Raw genomic sequence first — 23,199 nt, 5'->3', positions numbered from 1 at the left:
AAGGAGTAAAAAGAAGAAATAATAGAAAAAAAATAGAATTATTTAGATGTGCAAAAAAAATCTTCGACCGTCTCTATAACGTAATCCTGTTCTTTCTGTGTTAATTCCGGAAAAATTGGAAGCGCCAAAGTCTCCTTCGCCGCCATTTCTGTTTCAGGCATGTCACCCGGTTTGTAGCCCAGGTCTGCCAGGCATTTTTGTAAATGTTGAGGGACCGGATAATACACTGCACAATCTATATTATTTGTTTTTAAATGCGCCATAAGTCTGTCCCGCTCTTTTACTCTGATAACATATAGATGAAAAACATGCTTGTTGAAGTCCATTACCTTTGGAGTTACCAAATCAAGCCCTTTCATCTTTTCGGTGTAATACGACGCTTTTTGCCTCCGTTCTTCACACCAATGATCCAGATGTCCCAGTTTCTTGATGAGAATGGACGCTTGTAATGTGTCTAGCCTCCCATTAATTCCTAAGGCAGCATGATAATTCTTTGGTTTACCGCCATGAATCCTCAACATCTGAATTAATTCTTCAAGTTTTTTACTGTTACATGTCACCATCCCGCCGTCACCCATCCCACCGAGATTTTTACTTGGAAAAAAAGAAAAACATCCCAGATCTCCCATTGAGCCTGCTTTCCTGCCTTTATATTCTGCTCCAACTGATTGAGCTGAATCCTCTATGACCCTTAAATCATGTTTCTTTGCTATTTCAAGAATCTGGTCCATATCTGAGCATTGTCCGTACAGATGGACGGGGATAATGGCTTTAGTTTTATTACTTATACTTTTTTCTATTAAATCCGGCCTAATGTTGAATGTCTCATGATCAATATCAGCAAAAACAGGTTTAGCGCCAACATTACAAATAGATTCAACAGTAGCAAAAAACGTAAAAGGTGTTGTAATGACTTCGTCACCATCACCAACTCCTAACGATTTGAGCGCAAGAATCAACGCATCTGTTCCGGAAGAGACACCTACAGCATGTTTCGTATTACAGTGTGAAGCAAAAAGACCCTCAAACTCTGTAACCTGAGGGCCTAATATGAATGCCTGACTTTCAAGGACATCCTGTATTGCAATGTTAATTTCCTCTTTTATACCATTATATTGGCGTTTTAAGTCAATCAAGGGAACTTTTGTTTTTGTTTTCATACTTACAGCAGAACTCATATTATCCTTTTATATAATAAATACTTATAGCTGCTCTCATCCCTTGCTGATTACATTCAATAAACGAAAGCAACCATAGCCACATCTGTTCAACAGACGAACACATGTATAGGTTGAAGAGCTACGATATAAAACTTATAGTAAAGCTTCTATTTCTTTCTTCTTCTAGCACGTCTTTTTAAGATATATTTTTTTCTATTAAGCCTGTGTTTCTTCTTTCCTTCAAAACCATTTGCCATAAAAATCTTCCCCGAAATTTAATAATAAAATTACATGTTTGTATGTACCCTGATATTATGATACTATTTTACCCGTTAGGACTTGACAAGTTGAATTCTGCGCCCTGTCATCTAAACCTTAAGTATGTCCCACTCTTTTTATCAAATCCTTTTAAGTCCTTAGCATTATACTATTTGTAAATTATTTTACAAGTGATTCTTTTCTGGAAATAGTCCTGATCCCTCTTTAAATAAGAGCTTACATAACTTTTATCAAATTTCAGCACAGAATGACACATCGTCCTCTTGTCGGAATCGTAATAGTATTCGCTATCGGCATATACACAAATAATCTAACAAATATTCCGTTTATTCTTGTTTTTTCTGCCGCAGCGTTTATTATTAGTGCGTACGTTATCTGCTCCATATTTCACTCTTTTCCAAATGACACTTATCCAACCGGAATTTTAACACTGAGAAATTGGAGAGTTTTAGCTCTTCTTATTCTTATATTTTTGACAGGTATTGCATATCATCATATTAGATATTATTCTCATCCAGTCAACAATATATCAAATTTCACTAAATCTGAAAAAATCCCCATACACCTGAGAGGTATAGTTGGACGAAGCCGCTATCGCGGAGAACAAAATCGGAAATTTATTATATAATGTAACCTCACACCCTCAACGGGAGGGTGAATCTATTAACAAATAGGAGGTTACAGGTCTATGAAAACATTATCTCAATCCGATTTCAACAAAAATTACCAAACGCATCTAAAGCACCTACGCTTGAAAGGACTCCGGCCAAAAACAATCGAGGCTTATTCACGTGCCATCCGACGGATCGGTGATTATTTTGACAATCAGATACACGATCTATCTGAACAGCAACTACTTGACTATTTTTCCAATCTCCTCAATACCCATTCATGGAGCGCAGTCAAATTAGACCTCTACGGACTAAAGTTTTTCTACACTCATGTGCTTCATAAGCGTTGGGAGCAAGTAAATCTTATTAAACCACCCAAAACGCAACGTTTGCCCGATATTGTCACCATTAATGAAGCCCACCAACTTTTCCAGGTGACGAGAAAACTCAGTTACCGGGCCTTCTACTTTGTTCTTTACAGTCTTGGTCTCCGCCTGGGTGAAGGACTACGTCTTGAGGTTAGCGATGTCGATTCTCAGCGAATGCGGGTGCATATCCGCGATAGCAAAGGCAATAAAGACCGTTTCGTACCCCTGCCAAAGGTAACCGTGAATCTCTTACGCCGTTTTTGGCTTGTTCATCGCAATCCTGTCTTTCTATTTCCAGGCCGTCATGGTGGCTTGAAATCAGCCCACCTGGCAAAAACACCTCTGAATAGAAATGGCGTTCAGGCCACTCTGCGTAAGGTAGCCCGGGAGTGTGGAATTAAAAAAAAATTACACCACACAGTCTGCGACACAGCTACGCAACCCATCTGATTGAGGCGGGTGTTGATCTGCTTGAAGTACAAAAAATCCTCGGCCACCACAGTATTTTAACCACTGCCAAATATACCCACCTGACCTCTCATACAAATCGTAATGCCTTGCAATTAATTAATGATTTGATGAATGGTTTTTCCATAGAATGGGGGAATGTTATATGATATCTCTCTCCTCTATAATTGAGACCTTCATTGCTGACTTTATCACTCTTTATCATGGTTCGATCCTGCCAAGTCAATTCAAAGCCCTGGCAGCCATGAAGGATTGTCGCACTACGCAAAGCCGCGTCATGCTGGTCCAATGTAATGACTGTGAAAAACAGGTTTTTGTACCGCACTCCTGCGGTAACCGCAATTGTCCTCATTGTCAGAGTCATGAGTGTCAGCAGTGGTTGGAGCGTCAACTGAAAAAAGAAGTGCCTGCTGACTATTTTATGCTCACCTTTACTATACCCAAAGAGCTTCGATCATTAGCATGGCAGCATCAACGCTTGCTTTACTCGATAATGATACAGTGTTGTTGGGAAACCGTAAAAACCTTTGTCCAAAATGACAGCGTATTACAAGGAAACGCTGGAGCCATCACTGTTTTGCACACCCACTCTCGCTCTCTCGATTACCACCCGCATATCCATCTGGTAATGCCAGCCGGGGCCATCAATCAGAAGAAAAAGCTTTGGAGCTTCAAAAAAAGCGAAGGAAAGACGCGGTACCTTTTCAATCACAAAGCGCTGGCTAAAGTGTTTCGAGCAAAAATGCTCGATGCCGTGAACAAAGCGGCTCTTACGCTTCCAGTTAATTATCCCAAAACATGGGTCGTCGATTGCAAATTTGTCGGCAACGGTGAAAAGGCACTGGTCTATCTTGGTCGTTATCTCTACAAAGGGGTCATTCAAGAGAAAGATATTATTACGTGCAAAGATGGTCAGGTGACCTTTCGTTACCAGGATAGTAAGAGCAAAAAAATGCTCACAAGAACACTTCCCGGCCCGCAGTTTCTCAGGTTGATTCTCCAGCATGTTCTACCCAAAGGTTTCAGGCGAACACGGAACTTTGGTTTCCTCCACCCTAATAGCAAACGCTTGATTGCATTGCTTCAGTACCTTACCGGTATCAACCCGAATAAGTCGTCAGCCTGGTTCAGAGAGCGTCCAAAGCTTACGTGCAAATGCTGTGGAGGAATAATGAAGATCATAAAAACGATGATACCTCCATCACACAAATCCAGGTCTTTCCCCTACAAGTTAACAAAAGAGGAGGCTGTTCTGGTTATGTAATCGAATCCGCTATGCATCTAAGATTTGCAAAAACGGCATTATCGGGTCGAGATGGCCCCCGTTTGCCCAAATTTGAGGTAAAATGGCCGAAAAACCATGTTCTGTAGCTCCTAAAGCATGACGACAGCAATTGAAAAATCCACTTCTTTGGCTTCATAGCTTCTGCGGTAAAAAAGAGAAGCAATCTTCATAAGATATTTTCTTATACAATGTTTAGCACCCAAACAACGGGCTTGTCCAACAAACGGTTCAGATTGTGGTTCGTCCCTCACACAATCTAACCTTATTCGTTATCTCACCACCGCTTAACAAATTTCTTCCAGATCCTCTTTTGCCTTCAAAGAAACCACGTCAAACGATGTATACTTTTCTGCTGAAAACTGAGGCTATAGAGAGTACGTCAGACAATGTTGAAAGCAACACATTGTTACGAAAGTGGAGAAAAATCTCAGGTACAATCAAAATAAATACCTATCTGACTCAACGAGAAGAAAGCACTCCTGTAAACAAGAGGCGTTATCTTTCGGAAGTTTTACAATATGGAGACAAGATAGAACTTATCGGTAATATATCAACACCATCAACATCTAGAAACCCCGCCCAGTTTAACTATAAATATTACCTTAGAAGGCAAAACCCACGTATTGAGGCCATAGCGAATGTTATCAGTTTAAATAATATAGAGTTTATATCAGGTGGCCATGGTAATTTGTTCTACACATTTGTCTATGGCCTGAAGAAGAGATTAAGAACGGTTATTGAAACACAGGTGAAAAAAGAGAGTGTCCATCTCATCCGTAGTATTTTACTGGGTGATCGTGAAAAAATACCGGAACAACTTATGGACGGTTTCTTAAAGACAGGAACAATACATTTCCTGGCAATCAGCGGATTACATGTGGGTATTCTGGTTATCTCTTTACATTTTTTATTAAGGTTTCTCAGGTTTAATACGAGATACGTGGCAATAACTGTCATACTAATCGTTTTTTTATATGCTGCCATTACAGGAATGAAACCTCCTATTGTTCGAGCAGGTATTATGGTAGCTATGTATTATGGCGCCTTTATTATTAACAGGCGTTGGGACCTTCCAAATAGTATTGCAGCGGCAGTGTTCATTATTCTTTTGATTAATCCTTCCGACTTGTTTAACGTCGGCTTTCAACTTTCGGTGCTCGCCGTACTTGGAATAATATTTACGTCAAACCGGTTAGAAAAATTTTTCTGGAAATCAACCCTTCTTGTACAGAAGCTGCAGGCAAAGGAAGAAAGAAACGAGTTATGGTTTCAATTAACCGCCTATTGTAGAAAAGCATTTTGCGTATCCCTGGGAGCCTGGATTGCAGTGATGCCACTCATCGCATATTATTTCAACATCGTAACCCCTCTAAACATTTTCTTGAATATCATAATTTTTCCAATGGTATGGATTATACTGGTAGGTGGTTTTATCGTATTAATAATGGGGTTGGTATTTCCTGTACTTGCCATACCATTTGCATATCTGGTTTCATATTCTGAGTTAGCACTGCGGAATCTGGTCCTCCTTTTTTCAATAAATTTTAAACCCTTTTTCTATACATCAACACCTTTGTGGTCATGGATTGTAATCTACTATCTGATAGTCATGCTTTTTGTACTGAGAGAGAGGATCAAGAGTAAGCTGAGTCATTTGATAATTGCAACCATGGCAATTTTAACTATTTATGTGTTTTCGGGTCTACCCGGACGGAGTCAGGATTGTTTGAAGCTAACATGTTTTGATGTGAGGCATGGGGCATCTTTTTTTCTACAATTTCCTAATGGTAAAAACATGCTTTTTGACTCGGGTACACGGGGAAATTATGATGTCGGTAAATTTGTAGTTGCGCCTTTTCTCTGGCAAGAGGGGATTAAAAAGATAGATACAGTTATTATATCTCATAAGGATGATGATCATTGCAATGGCATACCCTCCATAATCAACCGGTTCAATGTTGACAATATTTTTGTAAATAAATTTTTTCTGGAATCCGGGAATAAAGTTGAGTTGTTAAAGCTTTTTACAGAAAAGAGAATAAAGACAGGCTTATTGGCGGATGAGTTGGAAATTAAGGGATACGAACCTGTAAATATTGAGGTACTCAACCCCCCTGATAAGGATATATTAAGAAAGAGAGGCATTCTTGTAGATAACATACCGGCAAATGATTCCTCAAATGTACTGCTAATTGAATATATGGGCAACAAGGTACTCTTGTGTGGTGATATCGGCAAAATAGGAATTGAAATGCTTTTGTCAGGAGGTGACGACTCTGATGTAGATATATCTGCGGATATAATACAAATCCCTCATCATGGTGGTTTTATAATGAATACAAGTGATTTGGTCAAGAGAGTGAAACCTGTGCATGGAATAATAAACGGGATTGCGAGGGATATTTCTTCCTCCACAATTGAGCATTATCAGAAGTATGGAGTATGTTTACATAAGACGAATAAGAATGGAGCAGTGTCATTTACAATAAGCAAAGAAGGTATAAGTGTTTCAACGTTTCTATAGGTCTTTACAACAGACATGAATTGAAACCAAACTTTTCGTTGCGATAGCTACCTGGTTTAAAGTGTAGAAAATTCAATGTCACTCTACGTCATATCCATGATACCTGTCATCGGCCTCGATCTGGGAATTAGAGCCTGGTATTCTCTGATGAGTTAGTATAGAATGAATAAATTGCATGATTTGAAAAGTTGACTAAATAGCTTATTATCTCCTTTTTAGGAAGATTTCAATACTGGGTTCCCAGTAAAAGCAAGGCTGATCATATGCATGAATATTTGAATTTTATTAATTTACAAATACAAAACATTACCCAATATCAGATATTAATATGAATGTTATAACTGATTCTGTAGAAATATCTACACGTGGACACACAGATATAATAGATATTACACCTCAATTAGAACAAGCCCTGAAGGACTCAAAACTCAAATGCGGCAATCTTACTGTTTTTGTTTCAGGTTCTACGGCGGGAATTACGTCTATTGAATACGAACCCGGCTTGCTGAAAGATTTACCTGAAGCTTACGATAAAATTGCTCCTACCGGGGTTACGTATCATCATGATGCGGCCTGGGGAGATGGCAATGGTTATGCCCACGTTCGGGCGGCCATGCTGGGCGCTTCCTTCACTGTGCCTTTTGATAGCGGCAGGCTCCTGCTGGGGACATGGCAGCAGATAGTAGTAATAGATTTTGATAACCGGCCGAGAAGGCGTAACATAGTTGTACAAATGCTTGGTAAGTAGTTCCTAAATGCTATGCCGTTAATTAAAGACACATATTAAAATCTATGCAAACAAATATACTCGACAAGCAAGAGGTAATTGTTAATCTGTGGATGACCAAATGACCTGCAGTCATCTATATAGATATTTTTAATAGCTCTTTTTTTTGGGGGCAAAGAACCTTATATATTTCACTACAGCCTTAATATCTTCCGGGCTTAGTTTATGTTTTTGTGCCGGCATTTTTTTCTTTCCGTTAGTTATAGAATCGATCATTTGATTGTCTGTCACAGAATCCTGCCACTCGCCATCGGTAAAATCAGGGACTCCCAATTTCTTACCTCTCTTAGTCCCTCTACCATCCCTCTCGTGGCATTTTTTACAATCATTATTATATATTTTTTTATAATCTATTTTACCGGCAAATGTATCTGATGCGTTAAATTGAATTACAGAAAAAAACAATAAGACTACAACACCATAAAGAACTTTTTTTTTCATTTTTGTGCACCTTCATTAATTAATTAAATAGTAACTATCATTTCTATACCCGATTCCCATAAACAAATTAAACTGCAGAGAGAACAAGGTGACATAAATGCAAGCCTGCTTGAACTCTCTGCAGTAATAAAATACTCCCTGAGAAATACTCTGATCTATTTACCAAATGCCCTTATGATGGGTACCAATGCATGCATCTCTTCTGGAGTAAGTTTACCCTCAAATGGCATCATCTTGTCTTCAGTCCCCTTTGCAATCTGCTCTACAATCTGTTCGTCTGTTATACCGTCCTGGAACGCTTTTTCATTGAAGTCACGTGCGCCGAGTCCAGCCCCTAAATCCGTTTGACCGGTACCGTCTTCACCATGACATAAAACACAATACCGTGTATACAGACCCTGTCCATCAATATCACCGGCAAATGTTTCCGGCAAAACACAATATCCAATAGCAGCTTGTAAGAAAACTATAACCAATATTCTTCTAAACATTTTCTTTCCTCCAATAATTATTAGAAATATAGATTTAAATATTCATTTAAATCAGGGTTAGATAAAGGTATCACTTGATACCACTGCAACCTGATTATTCCGTCTTTACCTGGACTTTACCTTCCCACAGACCGTGTAAATTGCAACGGCTTATCGCCCTTAATGTTGTATCAATTCCTTGATGTCCCAGTTTTATAGGTATGGTAACCTCTGGCTTTGTCATTACCGGAGCAAAATCAAATCTTCCCAGATATACATTACCTACATAAAATTCAACCCACTGTATAAAATGTTCATTCTCATTCGGGTGTTCAATTTCCCCGACAGTAATCTTCACATCATAAAACTCGCCAGTTTTTAAAACAGATGGTACCATGATAACAGGCACATGTTTTTCCCCTACCGTTGAATCAGTCTCTACATCTTCCGGCTTGTTTAGCTTACAAAAAAGTGCTTTTTCATTAGACATTCTTTATACCCCTAAAAGAATTATAACTCCTTGAAATTTAAAAAAACAGATAAACTTTAATGAATCAGTTGTTTGCTGTTTACTATTATACATTATTAAACCCTCCATTCATAACAAAGAATGTTAAATTGTGTGAGGGACGAACCACAATCTGAACCGTTTGTTGGACAAGCCCGTTGTTTGGGTGCTAAACATTGTATAAGAAAATATCTTATGAAGATTACTTCTCTTTTTTACCGCAGAAGCTATGAAGCCAAAGAAGTGGATTTTTCAATTGCTGTCGTCATGCTTTAGGAGCTACAGAACATGGTTTTTCGGCCATTTTACCTCAAATTTGGGCAAACGGGGGCCATCTCGACCCGATAATGCCGTTTTTGCAAATCTTAGATGCATAGCGGATTCGATTACATAACCAGAACAGCCTCCTCTTTTGTTAACTTGTAGGGGAAAGACCTGGATTTGTGTGATGGAGGTATCATCGTTTTTATGATCTTCATTATTCCTCCACAGCATTTGCACGTAAGCTTTGGACGCTCTCTGAACCAGGCTGACGACTTATTCGGGTTGATACCGGTAAGGTACTGAAGCAATGCAATCAAGCGTTTGCTATTAGGGTGGAGGAAACCAAAGTTCCGTGTTCGCCTGAAACCTTTGGGTAGAACATGCTGGAGAATCAACCTGAGAAACTGCGGGCCGGGAAGTGTTCTTGTGAGCATTTTTTTGCTCTTACTATCCTGGTAACGAAAGGTCACCTGACCATCTTTGCACGTAATAATATCTTTCTCTTGAATGACCCCTTTGTAGAGATAACGACCAAGATAGACCAGTGCCTTTTCACCGTTGCCGACAAATTTGCAATCGACGACCCATGTTTTGGGATAATTAACTGGAAGCGTAAGAGCCGCTTTGTTCACGGCATCGAGCATTTTTGCTCGAAACACTTTAGCCAGCGCTTTGTGATTGAAAAGGTACCGCGTCTTTCCTTCGCTTTTTTTGAAGCTCCAAAGCTTTTTCTTCTGATTGATGGCCCCGGCTGGCATTACCAGATGGATATGCGGGTGGTAATCGAGAGAGCGAGAGTGGGTGTGCAAAACAGTGATGGCTCCAGCGTTTCCTTGTAATACGCTGTCATTTTGGACAAAGGTTTTTACGGTTTCCCAACAACACTGTATCATTATCGAGTAAAGCAAGCGTTGATGCTGCCATGCTAATGATCGAAGCTCTTTGGGTATAGTAAAGGTGAGCATAAAATAGTCAGCAGGCACTTCTTTTTTCAGTTGACGCTCCAACCACTGCTGACACTCATGACTCTGACAATGAGGACAATTGCGGTTACCGCAGGAGTGCGGTACAAAAACCTGTTTTTCACAGTCATTACATTGGACCAGCATGACGCGGCTTTGCGTAGTGCGACAATCCTTCATGGCTGCCAGGGCTTTGAATTGACTTGGCAGGATCGAACCATGATAAAGAGTGATAAAGTCAGCAATGAAGGTCTCAATTATAGAGGAGAGAGATATCATATAACATTCCCCCATTCTATGGAAAAACCATTCATCAAATCATTAATTAATTGCAAGGCATTACGATTTGTATGAGAGGTCAGGTGGGTATATTTGGCAGTGGTTAAAATACTGTGGTGGCCGAGGATTTTTTGTACTTCAAGCAGATCAACACCCGCCTCAATCAGATGGGTTGCGTAGCTGTGTCGCAGACTGTGTGGTGTAATTTTTTTTTAATTCCACACTCCCGGGCTACCTTACGCAGAGTGGCCTGAACGCCATTTCTATTCAGAGGTGTTTTTGCCAGGTGGGCTGATTTCAAGCCACCATGACGGCCTGGAAATAGAAAGACAGGATTGCGATGAACAAGCCAAAAACGGCGTAAGAGATTCAGGGTTACCTTTGGCAGGGGTACGAAACGGTCTTTATTGCCTTTGCTATCGCGGATATGCACCCGCATTCGCTGAGAATCGACATCGCTAACCTCAAGACGTAGTCCTTCACCCAGGCGGAGACCAAGACTGTAAAGAACAAAGTAGAAGGCCCGGTAACTGAGTTTTCTCGTCACCTGGAAAAGTTGGTGGGCTTCATTATTAGGGGCCCAATTCCGGCAAACGTGGCGCAATGGGTGGTTGTATAAGATTTACTTGCTCCCAAACCTTATGAAGCACATGAGTGTAGAAAAAAATTAGTCCGTAGAGGTCTAATTTGACTGCGCTCCAAGAATGGGTATTGAGGAGATTGGACAAATTCTCAAGTAGGTGCAGTTTAGATAGCTGGTGTATTCGCTTGTCAAAATTATCACCGATCCGTAGGATGGCACGCCAATAAGCCTGGCTTGTTTTTTTCCGGAGTCCTTTCAAGCGTAGGTGCTTCTTCCGGTTTGGTAATTTTACAAGAAATCGGATTGACATAAGGCTTTCATAGACCCCTAACCTCATATTTAATTCTAGATTCACCCTCCCGTCGGGGGAGCGAGGTTGCATCATATAATAAATTTCCGATTTTGTTCTCCGCGAAACCGGCCTCGCCCAACAATGCTTTTTAAACTATAATAATTGTTTTTGTTATTTACATTAAAACAAATAATTCTTTTGAATAGGTTCCAATATAATTTTTCTTACTAAACTCAAGAAAAAATGTGATAATTACCATTTTGTCAACGGATTGGGAGATGATTTATATTTAATGCAAAAGAATTTTAATGTCAAAATGCTCACTTTATCTGTGAAGATCTGTGGCAAATTTGTCTGTTTTTTCGTTTCAACTCGTGAAATCCTTGCCTAAGTTACACAGAACAAAGTACCCGACAAACCACGCTTGTCTTCTCCATGGAAATATATAATATGCTCGCCCTAAACATTGTCCATCTTTAATCTTTCTCACCTCATCTACCAGACCTATGGTGCACAGATGATACGGCCGGTAATCTAAAGCAAGAGAAGGTTTGCCGTCAACATACGCATTTTTAATGTAGGTATCAAACTTGAAATATTGAGGAAAATTTCTGCTGTTAAACAGATTAATACCATAGCCTTTTTTCTCTTTATAAAAAGGAGTAATAAACTTTTTACCAGTCCATTTCCCCAACGTACTTTTGAACGTAATTTTAATCACCCATGTTAACCACCAGGGGTTTTCTGGATTCAAAGCAAGGATCGCACCTGCGGTTTCACCGGCAACATCTTTATACACGGGCACTATTCCTCTATTAAATAACGTATCAAGATCAATGATTGGTCTTTTTTTAAATCGTTCAATGATCGCGATTGCATCTGTTTCAGAATATTGCATATATCTTGATAAGGTAACGAAAACACTATACACAGCAAGCGCATAGTTTAAAACGAGCGCCTGATACAATAAACCGAACATTTTAAAGTACTTCTCAAAGAAAGCAGGGAAAGGTGTGAATAAAAAAAGGCTTATGTACATGGGCGTTATTGTCATGTATATAAGCCTCTTAGATAGGTTAACCCTGAGGAATCACCCGATTAAGCAAAAGAGTAAATAAACACAATATATTTAACGCATGACTCACTCCTCTGGCAAAAATTCTACTTTTGAGGGACTGAAATTCCTGAATCATCTCGAAAATGCCTGTGCACGTCCGGGGAAAACAGGCCGGACTGAGTTCTCACTCCTGTTCACGATTTGTCAAGTAAGTCTTTAATCCACGTAATAGCAGCTATTGCATTGGGCAGACCAACCGTTGTAATGGCAAGTATACCAACGTGCATGATCTCTTCTTTTGATAACTCCGCCTGTAGCGCGTTTCTTACTGCAGAATGAACCGCACCCTCTGAATTGGTACCAATAGCTATACCAAGCTTTGCAAGCTTTCTCTCTTTTTCGTCTAAAGGTCCCGCATTGTGACATTGCGTCCCAAGGCTCTGGAAAGCCTCACAAACATCAGGGTACTCCCTTGCGATTTCCTTAAACGGTGCAGGTAATTCGTAAGACATTTTTCAACCTCCTGTAAAAGTTCAAATTTACCTTTTAAGACTATTTTTATGTTTTAAATCTCATTTAAGTCAAGCTGGTTGCTTCGTAGCAAAATCAAACAGCCGAACCTCCCACTCGCATTCCTGTTTTCATGAAAAATAACATAGAAAAACATTGAAATAAGAAACAATGGACTAGATGAAAGAAGTAGAACCGAAACAGCACCCTATTTCACCCCCCCTGGTCCATCTGCATAATTTTCGTGTTTTCACTTGAGACTCCAGCAACCTTGCAATAATTTCGCATTCTGGATTTATTTATTATGAAACCACTCCATACTACACTATATGAGCACTTGCCATACCAAATGTTACAAAATTAATTAGTATAACTATTTTTAGTAAACGGTTTGCAGCAAAATATAACCAATAACATAAATGATATATGTTGCGTGAAACTACTACTTATATTACTTCGCAGATATAAAAGATAGAATATTAATAATGTATTGAACTTACAAGCATGTCAACTAATCTACTTAAGCAGAAGCTATAAAATCGGTTATGATGTAAAATAGCAAGGTTTGGAATATGGGGTGAGGGGTCAATGTGATCCTCATCCCATATTTTTATGGTGCAGAACAGAAGACACTAATTTCGAGAACTTACACGAAAAAAAATACACACATTTAATTAAGCCGCTATTCCTTCGTGCTCCAGTCATTAACCGTTATATCAATGCGCAGGTTTTGTGCCCATCCCGGTGATTCGTCAGCACATTTATCAATGCGTCGGATCCTGATCTTTACAAAGTTCTTACCGGTTTCAATAACCTGTATTGCAAACTGGTCCGGCCAGTCGTTATCAACATTTTCCTCCTGTCTTGCCTGGCATATAACGGTACCAGGTTTTGGTGTGCTGAAGTTCCATCCAGTACATTTAATCGTCAAGTCACCGACTTTTTTGTGCTGGACATTAACGTAACCACAAACCCAGTTATTCCCTGATTTATTAATCTCTTTAACTTCTTGAGTTATCTCAGCAGTAGATCTGCTGCTCCCAAGCATTCCCAGACTACCTGCATCAGTTGATTTCCCCATTGTCTTCTCCTTTTACTAAGTGTGAGATCTTTGATCTACCGGTATATAACTTTGCTTAGCAGGGCCGGTATAAATTTGCCTGGGTCGTGCAATCTGCAACCTGTTAGTTGCGGTAGCTTCTCTCCAATGTGCAATCCAGCCGGGTAAGCGGCCAATGGCAAAAAATACAGGATACATATTTGTCGGCACGCCTACAGCACGGAAGATAATTCCACTGTAAAAATCAATATTGGGATAGAGCTTACGTTCGACAAAATATGGATCGCGCAATGCAACATCCTCTAATTCTCGTGCAATATCCAACAGAGGGTCTTTGTGTTTTAACACATCAAAGACCTTTGCCGATAATTCTTTAAGGATCTGGGCGCGTGGATCAAAGTTTTTGTAAACTCGATGGCCGAAACCCATCAGGCGAAAACCGCTTTCTTTGTCTTTTGCCATCTCAATACATTTTTTAACACCCAGATTACCTGAATGAATTTTCTCCAACATCTCAATCACCGCCTGATTAGCTCCACCATGTAGAGGCCCCCAAAGTGCTGCTATCCCGGCAGATATAGAAGCAAAAAGATTAGCACCTGAAGAAGCAACCATACGCACTGTCGACGTACTGCAATTCTGCTCATGATCGGCATGTAATATCAAAATTATATCTATAGCCCGTTTTATTTCCGGATGCACTTCGTAATGCTCGTGTGGTAAAGAGAACATCATATGCAGCAGGTTCTCCGCGTAACTGTACCTGGCCTTAGGATAGATAAACGGCTCGCCACGGGACATTTTATAGGAAAAAGCCGCTATCGTCCGGATTTTACTTATCAGGATTGCCGCCGCCTTCTCAATTTCCTTAGGATTGTGAGGTTTGGTAAGTACCGGATGATAACAGCTCAACGCATTAACCATTGCCGAAAGCATTGCCATTGGATGAGCATCAAATGGAAATCCTTCAAAATGGTGTTTCAGGCTTTCATGCAGGAGGGCATTATCCGTTAGCATATTAGTAAATCTCTCTCCCATCTCCCTGGTAGCAAGACTACCCCATATTAAAAGGTCCGCAACTTCAATAAAATTACTGTTCAGGGCCAGCTCCTCTATAGGTATACCACGATAGCGAAGAATACCCTTCTCTCCATCTATATAGGTAATACTACTCTGGCATGAACCGGTATTGCCATAACCCGGGTCAAGGGTAATATAACCAGTTTCTGAACGTAGCGTTGATATGTCTATCCCTTTTTCATTTTCCGTGCCTGTAACCACGGGAAGCGAGAACTCTTTTTGGTCGTCTTTTAGTGATATTGTTTCCATATTGTAATGCACTCCTTAGTCTCTCAAGCCGATAATTTATTGTTGCTTTTGTACGAGGAAGAGAGTTTCACTTTCTAATCTTTTACTAACTATTAATAACAGAAAAACTAAATGGCAATATGATATTAATATTTTGTCTCAGTAACAACTCTTTTTTTTCAATTGCTTCAAGATGTCAATGTGAAGTATGAAGGTTTTTCGGAGTATCTTTGCAGAACCTGTGATCCAGGCGTCATTTACGTTATTTGTTAATTATTTCTAGACCACTGCTTAATGTGGATCAACTGGTATTTTTGCTAACGATAGCTTATAGTCTATGTGCTTGGCGACTTGAGATTCCAAATTTTTCAGAAATTGGTAAGGAATTTCCCGATATCCCCAATTTACCAACCAGGAAGGTATCCAGCCACCCGGGTCCACATGAGCACGGAGCTCAACACGAGTTAAATTCCGGCCGATTTGCTCAAATATCCAGCTACTTTTCAAATGTGGAATGTGTACCCTGTCTGTAGTGCCAGGAATTACATCCGTTAGTTCAATACGCTCAATATCTACGCGTATAGTCTGTACATCCGGCTTGGAAGTTATAGACATCCTTGCGGCATAGTCCCGGTCAGATGTCGGCCAGACGCCAGCATAAACCGCATATATAATGAGCTCTTGGTCGCTAATTTTCTCAATTTTTTGTGTCTGTAAACAACGAGGCACCCAATCCGGATGTTCATCAGTATCAAGTATTACAGATAGATACTCGGAAACTGTTCCTTGAAGATTACCCACAGCGTTGAACTCAAAGAACTTCGATCCTTCAGTAATACGCTTGTAAACATTGATTCCATCGGCCTCATAAGCAAGATGCCACTCTTTCTCATCAGCTATCACTGCATTGAAAAACGACACAATAGCAACCAGGAGAAAAGTGAATAATGAAAAATTAATTAATCTCATGTTTTTTCAGGACATTTTTAATAAAAAATTTGAGAAAGCCCCCCTCTTACCCGGACACAGAATACCTGGAATTTTCCCCGAATAAAAAAAACCAAGAACCTTAATCCCCCTCCTTTCCACCCGTCCAAACGGCATGGCGGAGTGGAAAGGAGGGGTTGTAAATTCATAAGCCTTCTTCAAATTATCGAATAAATTTTTCAATTAACTAATCTTTATGTAGTAAGCATGCGCCGGTCAGATTGACCTCAACTGAATTGCTTATCAGTCAACCGCAAGTGCTCTCCTGTCTTCCATATCGTAAAGTTTTCTTTCTTTCTTCTCGTTTATTCCCAATGCATCACGCTTCTTCTCTATATGCTCCTTTATGAGAGTACCCATCTCCACAAGATCAGGAGTAAATGCCCACTTACCTCCTACTATCTCTTCCAGTCCCTCACTTAGAAATTTGTCAACATCCGGCGCTCCGGCAGCCGGTGACTTGGTACCAAACAACGTATATACTCCACTTGTTACAAAGTACTGACCAATGGCCAATGCCTTCTCATGCATCCAGTCAAGACAGACTCCCGCAACCGGCAACTCACTGATATCATTACCAAGCCCACCTTCCTTAACCATCTCTGAACATGCTATCAGTATCCTGCTGTTGTCTACACATGAACCGGCATGCAGTACCGGAGGCATTCCAACCGCCTCACACACCTCCCTGAGACCAGGCCCTGCAACCTCCATATGTTCAGGGACCATCATTCCTTCTCTCGCACACTCTGCTGCCGCACACCCCGTCTGGACGACAAGTATATCATTCGCTATCAAATCATTCACCAGGTTCATATACGGCAACTGATCCGGCCACAATATTGAACTCGTACAGCCTACCACACCAACAACTCCTCGTATCCTGCCATTCATTATGTTGTCATTAAGCGGCCTGTATGAAGCCCTGAACTTGCCTCCAAGCATATATTTTATTGTCTCGTGGGTAAACCCAACCACCACATCTGACTTCTTACCCTTTGGAATATATACTTTTGTCTTATCTCGGTTAGAAAAGTTCTCGATTGACAGCCTTACTATATCCTTTGCCTTTTCATAAGCGTTTTCATCGTTAATCTCTATATGCATTGCTCCATCTACTTTTGCCTTTGGTGAAGTCGTTATCATCTTTGTATGAAAAGCCCGGGCCACTTCTTCATCTCCCTGCATCACACACTGTATATCCACCACGATAGACTCTACAGCACCTGTAGCGATAGCCATCTCCTGCATCTTCATATGCCCCGCAAGCGGTATCCCATGTCTGAGCAACATCTCATTAGCAGTGCAGCATATACCGGCGATAGCGATACCTTTTGCACCAACGGCCTCTGCCTCTTTTACTAACTCCGGATCAGACGCTGCAACAGCTACCATCTCAGACATCTGCGGCTCGTGTCCATGTACAAGGATATTCACCTCATCTTCCTTGATTACACCAAGATTAGCCGTTCCGCGTGTAGGCTTCGGTGTTCCAAAAAGTATGTCCTGAAGCTCTGTCGCTATCATCGCACCACCCCAGCCATCAGCCAATGAGGTACGACACGCCTGCATTATAAGGTTTTTATAGTCCTGATCAGTTCCCATACCAGTACGATGCATCGATTCAGTAACCTCTCTGTCTATTGCACGTGGGGTAATCTTCAGTTTTTCCCACAACTTTATTCTGGCTTCCGGGGCTTTATTCGCAAACTTTTGAGTGCCATAGGCCTTGCCGAACTCGGCAAGGGCCATTTCACCAACCTCCTCGGCTATCTCATTTGTCTTACGGCCTTCCGTGGAAACATCAAATAACCTTGCGACTTCATGGAGCTTATTCACATCCGTAACGCGATAGCCCTTGGCCTCGCCTCTGGCGGTTGCTATCAAAAGCTCAGCAACCGATCTACCATGATCCGAATGTGCGGCAGTACCAGCGGCAACATAGCGGACAAAATGCCTCGCAGCAATTGTGTTCGCGTCAGCACCACATACACCTTTCTTCGGCCCTCTGCCAAACGGATCAACATTGCACGGCCCCATCTGACAATGTCTACAGCAGAGACCAATCTTACCAAAACCACACTGCGGCTGCTGCGCATCGTATCTGTCATAAGAGCTCTCTATGCCGTGCTCTTCCATCTTTTTAAGTAATTCAAGAGATTCCTGATCAGCACCTTCATAATTCTTTTTAGTTTTTTCAGTCATTTTATACACTCCTTTAAATTTGGCTATTTTCATATGAACGTTAGATAATAGCAGTTAAATATCATATGCAGCTTTTCCGTGTAAGTCTGACCCAATTGATATGTTAGTAAAACGATTCTCCTGAACAAAGGATTGTCGCTGAGTTATTTATTTAAAAAATTCACAGAAACTTGACTCACAAAATTAAAAATTCTAATCAAAACCACTAAAGAGATACTACTGTTATTACACAACAATGATTACATATTGTCAAATATAAATTTCAAATGTTATATGGAAATCCGGGACTTTCGGCTATGTCCGCACCTCATTTTTATATAAGTGGATATTTTTAAGAAAAAAAATATCTTTATATAGACACTAAAAGAAATGTTTCAAAAAATGGTGACTGGGAAAAATGGTGTGTTTTTTTCTGTAAGCGGTTGAAAAACAGGCTATCAGCAACCTGAATATTACTGAAAAAATAAGCACCCTATACGAAAACATGAAAACAGTTTTTTCAGATATATTTTCTTCACAATGGAGTGTTAATACATTAGATTTTGTATTTACAAATCCTGTTTGTAGAAATAACAAATATACAACAAAAAAGCGGCATACCTGCTACCAGTACGGCAAGGTTTACAAGAGAACTTCTCAATCATAATCTGATTTCTATAATAGAAGGTTCACCAGGAAGACGACCCACACTTTGTTCTTTTGAAACATTAGTGAAACTCGAAAGGGTTTAGGTATAAATTTGCCAGACGAACCTCTATATTCCATGCTATAGGTAAACATTTCTCCCTTTATGGCGTGCAGTAACCGCCGTACACCAGTTTTTTTGTGAGCGTCACGGATTAAATACGCATCATCATCCCCGCCTGCCATTCGTCAGGCAGGGATGATGCACTCCAATTTACCTCAGCTTTGCGCTAACTTTCCCTATTCGTAAGCAACTACGCGTATTAAGCCCATTGTTCCACCATCAACATTTGCGGTTGACGAATCACTAACGGAAACTACTTTTTTGATTTTGTTCTTCTTTATAAAATCATTGACCGTCTTATCAAGCAAGTCCAGTTCTTCCTTAACATGAAAAATTCTTAGTTGTGTACTGAATGTTTTTACTTTTACCATTATCTTTCTTCCTTAAAAAAAGGTTCATAATGTTAACCAAATACGAATAAATTATTACATACCCAAAAGCCCCTTCTGGGCATTGAGGATCTCCCAACCATGAAAGTTCAATTCAAATTTCTTCTTTTTATCATGACATTCCAGACACTTTTTATTACCTTTTTTAGCCCATCTCTGAAGGACCATAGCAGTCTTTGCCGTCTTTCCCGCATGAGTAAAATTCCCTTTTCCCGCATGGCAAAAGCTGCATTCGACATCCATCATTTCTGCAAGTTTAAACATTTTAGCTGCCACTTCCAGTTTCTCTGTAAACCTCTTTTTACCAGCGTGACAAAATATACATTTTACACCAAGCGCGACTGCTGCTTTCATCATAAACTTTGCCTTATCTCCTTTTTCTGTAAATTCAGTAACACTGACATTGTGACAGAAAGAACATTTTCTTCCTAACGCAGGAGCCACCTCCTCACTGCACTGCTGACGTTTTGCGTCTCTGCTTCCAATCAGGAAAGTTTTCAGTGATTCATCAGGCGCGGGTAAAGCTGATTCTTCCGATCTCAATAGCCCTGATGTGAAAACTATTAAAAAGACGATACTCATGATACTCAAATTTTTTATGATCTTTATCATTTGTAACAATCCTTTTAAAAAAAATTATAAAATAGTCGGGATCTATTTCTCTTTTTCGAGAGGATTCCAGCATTGGACTCCACTCGAAAAAGAGGGGCGGTTTCTCGCATCCCCGCCAGAACTTCATTGTCGGGCTGGCAAACGGATTCTTCCGGGCGGGCAAATAGTCTCCAACCAAGGTTCTTTTGACCTGCCCGTTTTGTCATTCAGGCGGAAAAACGAACCCTAAAGGAAAAACATAAATTCCTGAAGAAACAAAAACTATTTACAACGATGAGCCCATTTCAAATGCCATCCTCATCGCATCAGGATGCTTAAGAATGTCACCCTTATATTCCATATCTTTAAAAAGCAACTCACCCGAGTATTCTATATTCAGAGTGCTAAAAATAGCCTTTACACCATAAATGGCCCCTTCAAAAACTTCATTATAGTCTTTAGACCCTGCCGTGGAAATAAAATATCCTGAACGTTTCCCCCTGTCTGGGCTTATCAATGCCTCGTGAAGAACATATTTTCGAGACCACAAAGTCTGGCAGCGATCAATAAATGATTTCAGCTGGGCACTTACCCCACAAAAATAAATGGGAGAGGCAACGACGATACAATCAGCCTCAAGAAGTTTTTTATGCATCAACTGCATATCATCATCAATAATGCATTTACCACTCTTCTGACAGGAACCACAGGATGTGCATGGCGATATTTTTAATTTAGTAAGTATAATTAATTCGGTCTTATGACCGCCAGCCTCAGCACCCCTCATAAACTCCCTTATAAGAAGTTCTGTATTTCCGTTCCTTCTGGGGCTGCCGGCTATTCCCAATACATAAGCTGGTTTCATGGATAAGTTTATTTAAAAAAAACCGCTAAGAAAAACAGGAAGTTCAGAAAAAAGCATTAGAAAACAAATTATTTGTCTTTTCTCGCTTCCTGTAATTCCTGACTTCCTTAGCGGGTAATAATTGATCTATTCTTTTTTACAACCAGGGTATTATTTTGCAATAAAACCCGGTTTAGTCATTGATACAGGTGAAAGCAGTTCATCAAGTTTTTCTTCAGACATTAATTTTTTTTTCAGAATGATTTCCTTTATTGATTTGCCGGATGATAGCGACTCCTTTGCCACCTCTGCGGCTTTTGAGTATCCAATATATGGGTTCAAAGCGGTTACTATCGCCATACTGCCGGTGGCATATTGATAACACCGGGTTTCATTTACCGTTATACCTTTTACGCACTTATTTGTGAAAACCTTCAAGGCATTTGTCAGTATTGTAAGTGAGTCCAGTAGTTTGTACTGCATTACAGGCATCATGACGTTTAATTCAAATTGCCCTGCCTGGGATGCCATGGTAATAGTAAGATCATTTCCTATTATAGAGAAGCAGACCATATTCAGCATTTCAGCCATAACCGGATTAACCTTACCCGGCATGATTGAGGAACCCGGCTGTACTGCGGGGAGTGTTATCTCGGCCAGGCCAGTCTTTGGGCCTGAACTTAAAAGACGCAGATCATTTGCGATCCTGATCATCTCTAATGCTAATACTTTCAGAGTACCCGAAACTTCAGAAATAGAAGCATTACTCTGCATTGCCTCGAAATAATTGGAAGTGGCCCTTACATCTAAACCCGTTAATTTTTCCAACTCCTTGACAATCTTCCTCGCATAGCCAGGGTGGGTATTCAGTCCAGTTCCTACGGCAGTTCCGCCAATACCCAACTCCTTTAATGCGTCACTTGCCCCTTTTATCTTTTCTCCCGCTTTTGCAACAGATGTTGTGTAACCGGAAAACTCCTGACCAATCTTTATGGGCGCTGCATCCTGAAGATGTGTTCTTCCAGATTTTATGATACTATCAAACTCTTCTGCTTTTCCATGGAGTGCGTCTGCCAGTTCATCTACTAAAGGAAATAGCTCTGTTAAAAGAAATAACGCTGCAATCCTCATTGAGGTTGGAAAGACATCATTTGTCGATTGCCCAAAGTTGACATGGTCATTTGGATGTATAAAGGAGTAGTCTCCCTTCTCACCGCCTAAAGATTCAATTGCAATATTAGCTATCACCTCATTCACATTCATATGACATGATGTACCAGCGCCTGCCTGATAAACATCAACAATAAATTGGTCTTGAAACTCACCCGCTATTATCCTGTCAGCAGCGTTAATAATTGCATTGCTCTTTTTATCATCCAGGCATCCTAGCTCACTGTTCACCTTTGCGGCAGCCCGTTTGATATAGACCATGGACCTTGTAAAAACGGAATGAGGAGTTATACCACTGATCGGGAAGTTTTCCAGTGCTCTGACTGTCTGAGCGCCATAATATGCCTCTAGCGGCACGTTTACTTCACCTAAAGAATCTTTTTCAATACGGAACTGTTTTTTTTCACTATCCATTGAAATCTATTTCGTAATGTATATAGGTACACGAAGCATCGTGTCCCTACAATTATCAACCAACCTCTCTTTCGAGAGGACTCCACTCTGGAATCCTCTCGAAAGAGAGGTTCTGCAGAGAGACCTCTAAGAACACCTGCCTGTGTATGTGTGAGGCAGGTGTTCTTTATGCTTAACTATTCAGCCTTTACCGGCACAGAACCTTCCCAGAGACCGTGTAAATTGCAACGGCTTACTGCCCGCAACGTAGAATCGAGTCCCCGATGACTCAGTTTCAAAGGAATGGTTATCTCCGGTTTTGTCATTACCGGTGCGAAATCAAATCTTCCCAGATATACACCTCCGATATAGAACTCAATCCACTGTATAAAATGTTCGTTTTCATTCGGATGCTCTATCTCTCCAACGGTAATCTTTACATCGTAAAACTCACCCACCTTAAAAACAGCTGGTGCAGTAATAACGGGTGTATGTTTTTTCGCCACCGGAGAATCCGGCTCTACATCTTCCGGTTTATTAACTTTACAAAATAGTGCTTTATCATTTGACATTGTATCTCTCCTAAAAGATTCATAATATTATATTGTAATTTAAATACAAACCACAGGGTGCGGAAAGCTGTTTAAGCTGTTTAA

Annotated in this window: 22 protein-coding genes and 2 pseudogenes; 5 read left to right on the top strand and 19 right to left on the bottom strand. The window is 40.3% G+C overall.

Annotated elements, in window-relative coordinates; genetic code table 11:
- Positions 1–38 precede the first annotated feature (38 nt).
- Positions 39–1,160, bottom strand: coding sequence for a DegT/DnrJ/EryC1/StrS family aminotransferase (locus SCALIN_RS14835; protein ID WP_096895592.1), 1,122 nt, complete (start codon positions 1,158–1,160; stop codon positions 39–41).
- A gap of 967 nt (positions 1,161–2,127) precedes the next feature.
- Here SCALIN_RS14835 and SCALIN_RS14825 point away from each other — a divergent pair.
- Together SCALIN_RS14825 and SCALIN_RS14815 are read left to right on the top strand one after the other, a co-directional pair.
- Positions 2,128–3,035, top strand: a pseudogene (locus tag SCALIN_RS14825) (tyrosine-type recombinase/integrase).
- Positions 3,032–4,150: an IS91 family transposase gene (locus SCALIN_RS14815; protein ID WP_096892569.1), complete on the top strand. Its 1,119-nt coding sequence runs from the start codon at positions 3,032–3,034 to the stop codon at positions 4,148–4,150. Before SCALIN_RS14825 ends, SCALIN_RS14815 begins: the two are co-directional and overlap by 4 nt.
- Positions 4,151–4,260: 110 nt before the next feature.
- On the opposite strand, the gene SCALIN_RS22350 is transcribed toward SCALIN_RS14815, so the two are convergent.
- Positions 4,261–4,422, bottom strand: coding sequence for a hypothetical protein (locus SCALIN_RS22350; protein WP_162532133.1), 162 nt, complete (start codon positions 4,420–4,422; stop codon positions 4,261–4,263).
- On the opposite strand from SCALIN_RS22350, the gene SCALIN_RS14810 reads away from it, so the two are divergent.
- Together SCALIN_RS14810 and SCALIN_RS14805 are read left to right on the top strand one after the other, a co-directional pair.
- Positions 4,407–6,695, top strand: coding sequence for a DNA internalization-related competence protein ComEC/Rec2 (locus SCALIN_RS14810; RefSeq protein WP_261341034.1), 2,289 nt, complete (start codon positions 4,407–4,409; stop codon positions 6,693–6,695). The genes SCALIN_RS22350 and SCALIN_RS14810 overlap by 16 nt on opposite strands.
- Before the next feature lie 328 nt (positions 6,696–7,023).
- On the top strand, positions 7,024–7,443 hold the full coding sequence (locus tag SCALIN_RS14805; RefSeq protein ID WP_096895236.1) for a secondary thiamine-phosphate synthase enzyme YjbQ: 420 nt from the start codon (positions 7,024–7,026) through the stop codon (positions 7,441–7,443).
- Positions 7,444–7,572: 129 nt separating this feature from the next.
- Here SCALIN_RS14805 and SCALIN_RS14800 read toward each other — a convergent pair whose 3' ends face one another.
- From SCALIN_RS14800 to SCALIN_RS14790, 3 genes are all read right to left on the bottom strand, one after another.
- The gene (locus SCALIN_RS14800; RefSeq protein ID WP_096895235.1) at positions 7,573–7,923 is read right to left on the bottom strand and encodes a c-type cytochrome; all 351 of its coding nucleotides are present in this window, start codon (positions 7,921–7,923) and stop codon (positions 7,573–7,575) included.
- Between the two features lie 155 nt (positions 7,924–8,078).
- A complete protein-coding gene (locus SCALIN_RS14795) occupies positions 8,079–8,414 on the bottom strand; it encodes a c-type cytochrome (RefSeq protein ID WP_096895234.1) in 336 nt (111 codons plus the stop codon).
- A 94-nt stretch (positions 8,415–8,508) separates the two neighbouring features.
- A complete protein-coding gene (locus SCALIN_RS14790) occupies positions 8,509–8,883 on the bottom strand; it encodes a class II SORL domain-containing protein (protein ID WP_096895233.1) in 375 nt (124 codons plus the stop codon).
- A gap of 132 nt (positions 8,884–9,015) precedes the next feature.
- Between SCALIN_RS14790 and SCALIN_RS22345 the strand changes: the two genes are divergently transcribed.
- The gene (locus tag SCALIN_RS22345) at positions 9,016–9,177 is read left to right on the top strand and encodes a hypothetical protein (RefSeq protein ID WP_162532141.1); all 162 of its coding nucleotides are present in this window, start codon (positions 9,016–9,018) and stop codon (positions 9,175–9,177) included.
- A 110-nt stretch (positions 9,178–9,287) separates the two neighbouring features.
- Here the strand turns inward: SCALIN_RS22345 and SCALIN_RS14785 are convergent, their stop codons facing one another.
- The 14 genes and pseudogenes from SCALIN_RS14785 to SCALIN_RS14710 form a co-directional block, all read right to left on the bottom strand.
- Entirely contained in the window at positions 9,288–10,406 is a 1,119-nt protein-coding gene (locus tag SCALIN_RS14785; RefSeq protein WP_096892569.1) for an IS91 family transposase, read from the bottom strand.
- Positions 10,403–10,953 (bottom strand): annotated as a pseudogene (locus tag SCALIN_RS22845) (tyrosine-type recombinase/integrase). Before SCALIN_RS22845 ends, SCALIN_RS14785 begins: the two are co-directional and overlap by 4 nt.
- A gap of 25 nt (positions 10,954–10,978) precedes the next feature.
- Entirely contained in the window at positions 10,979–11,299 is a 321-nt protein-coding gene (locus SCALIN_RS22840; RefSeq protein ID WP_203415517.1) for a phage integrase N-terminal SAM-like domain-containing protein, read from the bottom strand.
- A 349-nt stretch (positions 11,300–11,648) separates the two neighbouring features.
- The gene (locus SCALIN_RS14770; RefSeq protein WP_096895232.1) at positions 11,649–12,260 is read right to left on the bottom strand and encodes a hypothetical protein; all 612 of its coding nucleotides are present in this window, start codon (positions 12,258–12,260) and stop codon (positions 11,649–11,651) included.
- Positions 12,261–12,532: 272 nt separating this feature from the next.
- The gene (locus SCALIN_RS14765) at positions 12,533–12,850 is read right to left on the bottom strand and encodes a carboxymuconolactone decarboxylase family protein (RefSeq protein ID WP_096895231.1); all 318 of its coding nucleotides are present in this window, start codon (positions 12,848–12,850) and stop codon (positions 12,533–12,535) included.
- A 680-nt stretch (positions 12,851–13,530) separates the two neighbouring features.
- Complete coding sequence (locus SCALIN_RS14760) at positions 13,531–13,929, bottom strand: hypothetical protein (RefSeq protein WP_096895230.1); 399 nt, start codon at positions 13,927–13,929, stop codon at positions 13,531–13,533.
- Between the two features lie 15 nt (positions 13,930–13,944).
- The gene (locus SCALIN_RS14755) at positions 13,945–15,237 is read right to left on the bottom strand and encodes a citrate synthase (protein WP_096895229.1); all 1,293 of its coding nucleotides are present in this window, start codon (positions 15,235–15,237) and stop codon (positions 13,945–13,947) included.
- A 270-nt stretch (positions 15,238–15,507) separates the two neighbouring features.
- On the bottom strand, positions 15,508–16,185 hold the full coding sequence (locus SCALIN_RS14750) for an START domain-containing protein (protein WP_096895228.1): 678 nt from the start codon (positions 16,183–16,185) through the stop codon (positions 15,508–15,510).
- Positions 16,186–16,446: 261 nt separating this feature from the next.
- Positions 16,447–18,408 carry an anaerobic carbon-monoxide dehydrogenase catalytic subunit gene (cooS, locus tag SCALIN_RS14740; RefSeq protein WP_096895226.1) on the bottom strand — a complete coding sequence of 654 codons (1,962 nt, stop codon included), beginning with the start codon at positions 18,406–18,408 and terminating at the stop codon, positions 16,447–16,449.
- A 924-nt stretch (positions 18,409–19,332) separates the two neighbouring features.
- Complete coding sequence (locus SCALIN_RS14730) at positions 19,333–19,527, bottom strand: hypothetical protein (RefSeq protein WP_203415516.1); 195 nt, start codon at positions 19,525–19,527, stop codon at positions 19,333–19,335.
- A gap of 54 nt (positions 19,528–19,581) precedes the next feature.
- The gene (locus SCALIN_RS14725) at positions 19,582–20,157 is read right to left on the bottom strand and encodes a NapC/NirT family cytochrome c (protein WP_096895223.1); all 576 of its coding nucleotides are present in this window, start codon (positions 20,155–20,157) and stop codon (positions 19,582–19,584) included.
- Between the two features lie 265 nt (positions 20,158–20,422).
- The gene (locus SCALIN_RS14720) at positions 20,423–21,001 is read right to left on the bottom strand and encodes a flavodoxin family protein (protein ID WP_096895222.1); all 579 of its coding nucleotides are present in this window, start codon (positions 20,999–21,001) and stop codon (positions 20,423–20,425) included.
- 150 nt (positions 21,002–21,151) lie between these two features.
- Entirely contained in the window at positions 21,152–22,564 is a 1,413-nt protein-coding gene (locus SCALIN_RS14715) for an aspartate ammonia-lyase (RefSeq protein ID WP_096895221.1), read from the bottom strand.
- 176 nt (positions 22,565–22,740) lie between these two features.
- Positions 22,741–23,115: a class II SORL domain-containing protein gene (locus tag SCALIN_RS14710; protein ID WP_096895220.1), complete on the bottom strand. Its 375-nt coding sequence runs from the start codon at positions 23,113–23,115 to the stop codon at positions 22,741–22,743.
- Positions 23,116–23,199: the final 84 nt, after the last annotated feature.

Origin of the sequence: Candidatus Scalindua japonica, assembly GCF_002443295.1 — a bacterium.
Classification (GTDB): domain Bacteria; phylum Planctomycetota; class Brocadiia; order Brocadiales; family Scalinduaceae; genus Scalindua; species Scalindua japonica.
This window is presented reverse-complemented; position numbering and strand designations above follow the sequence as displayed.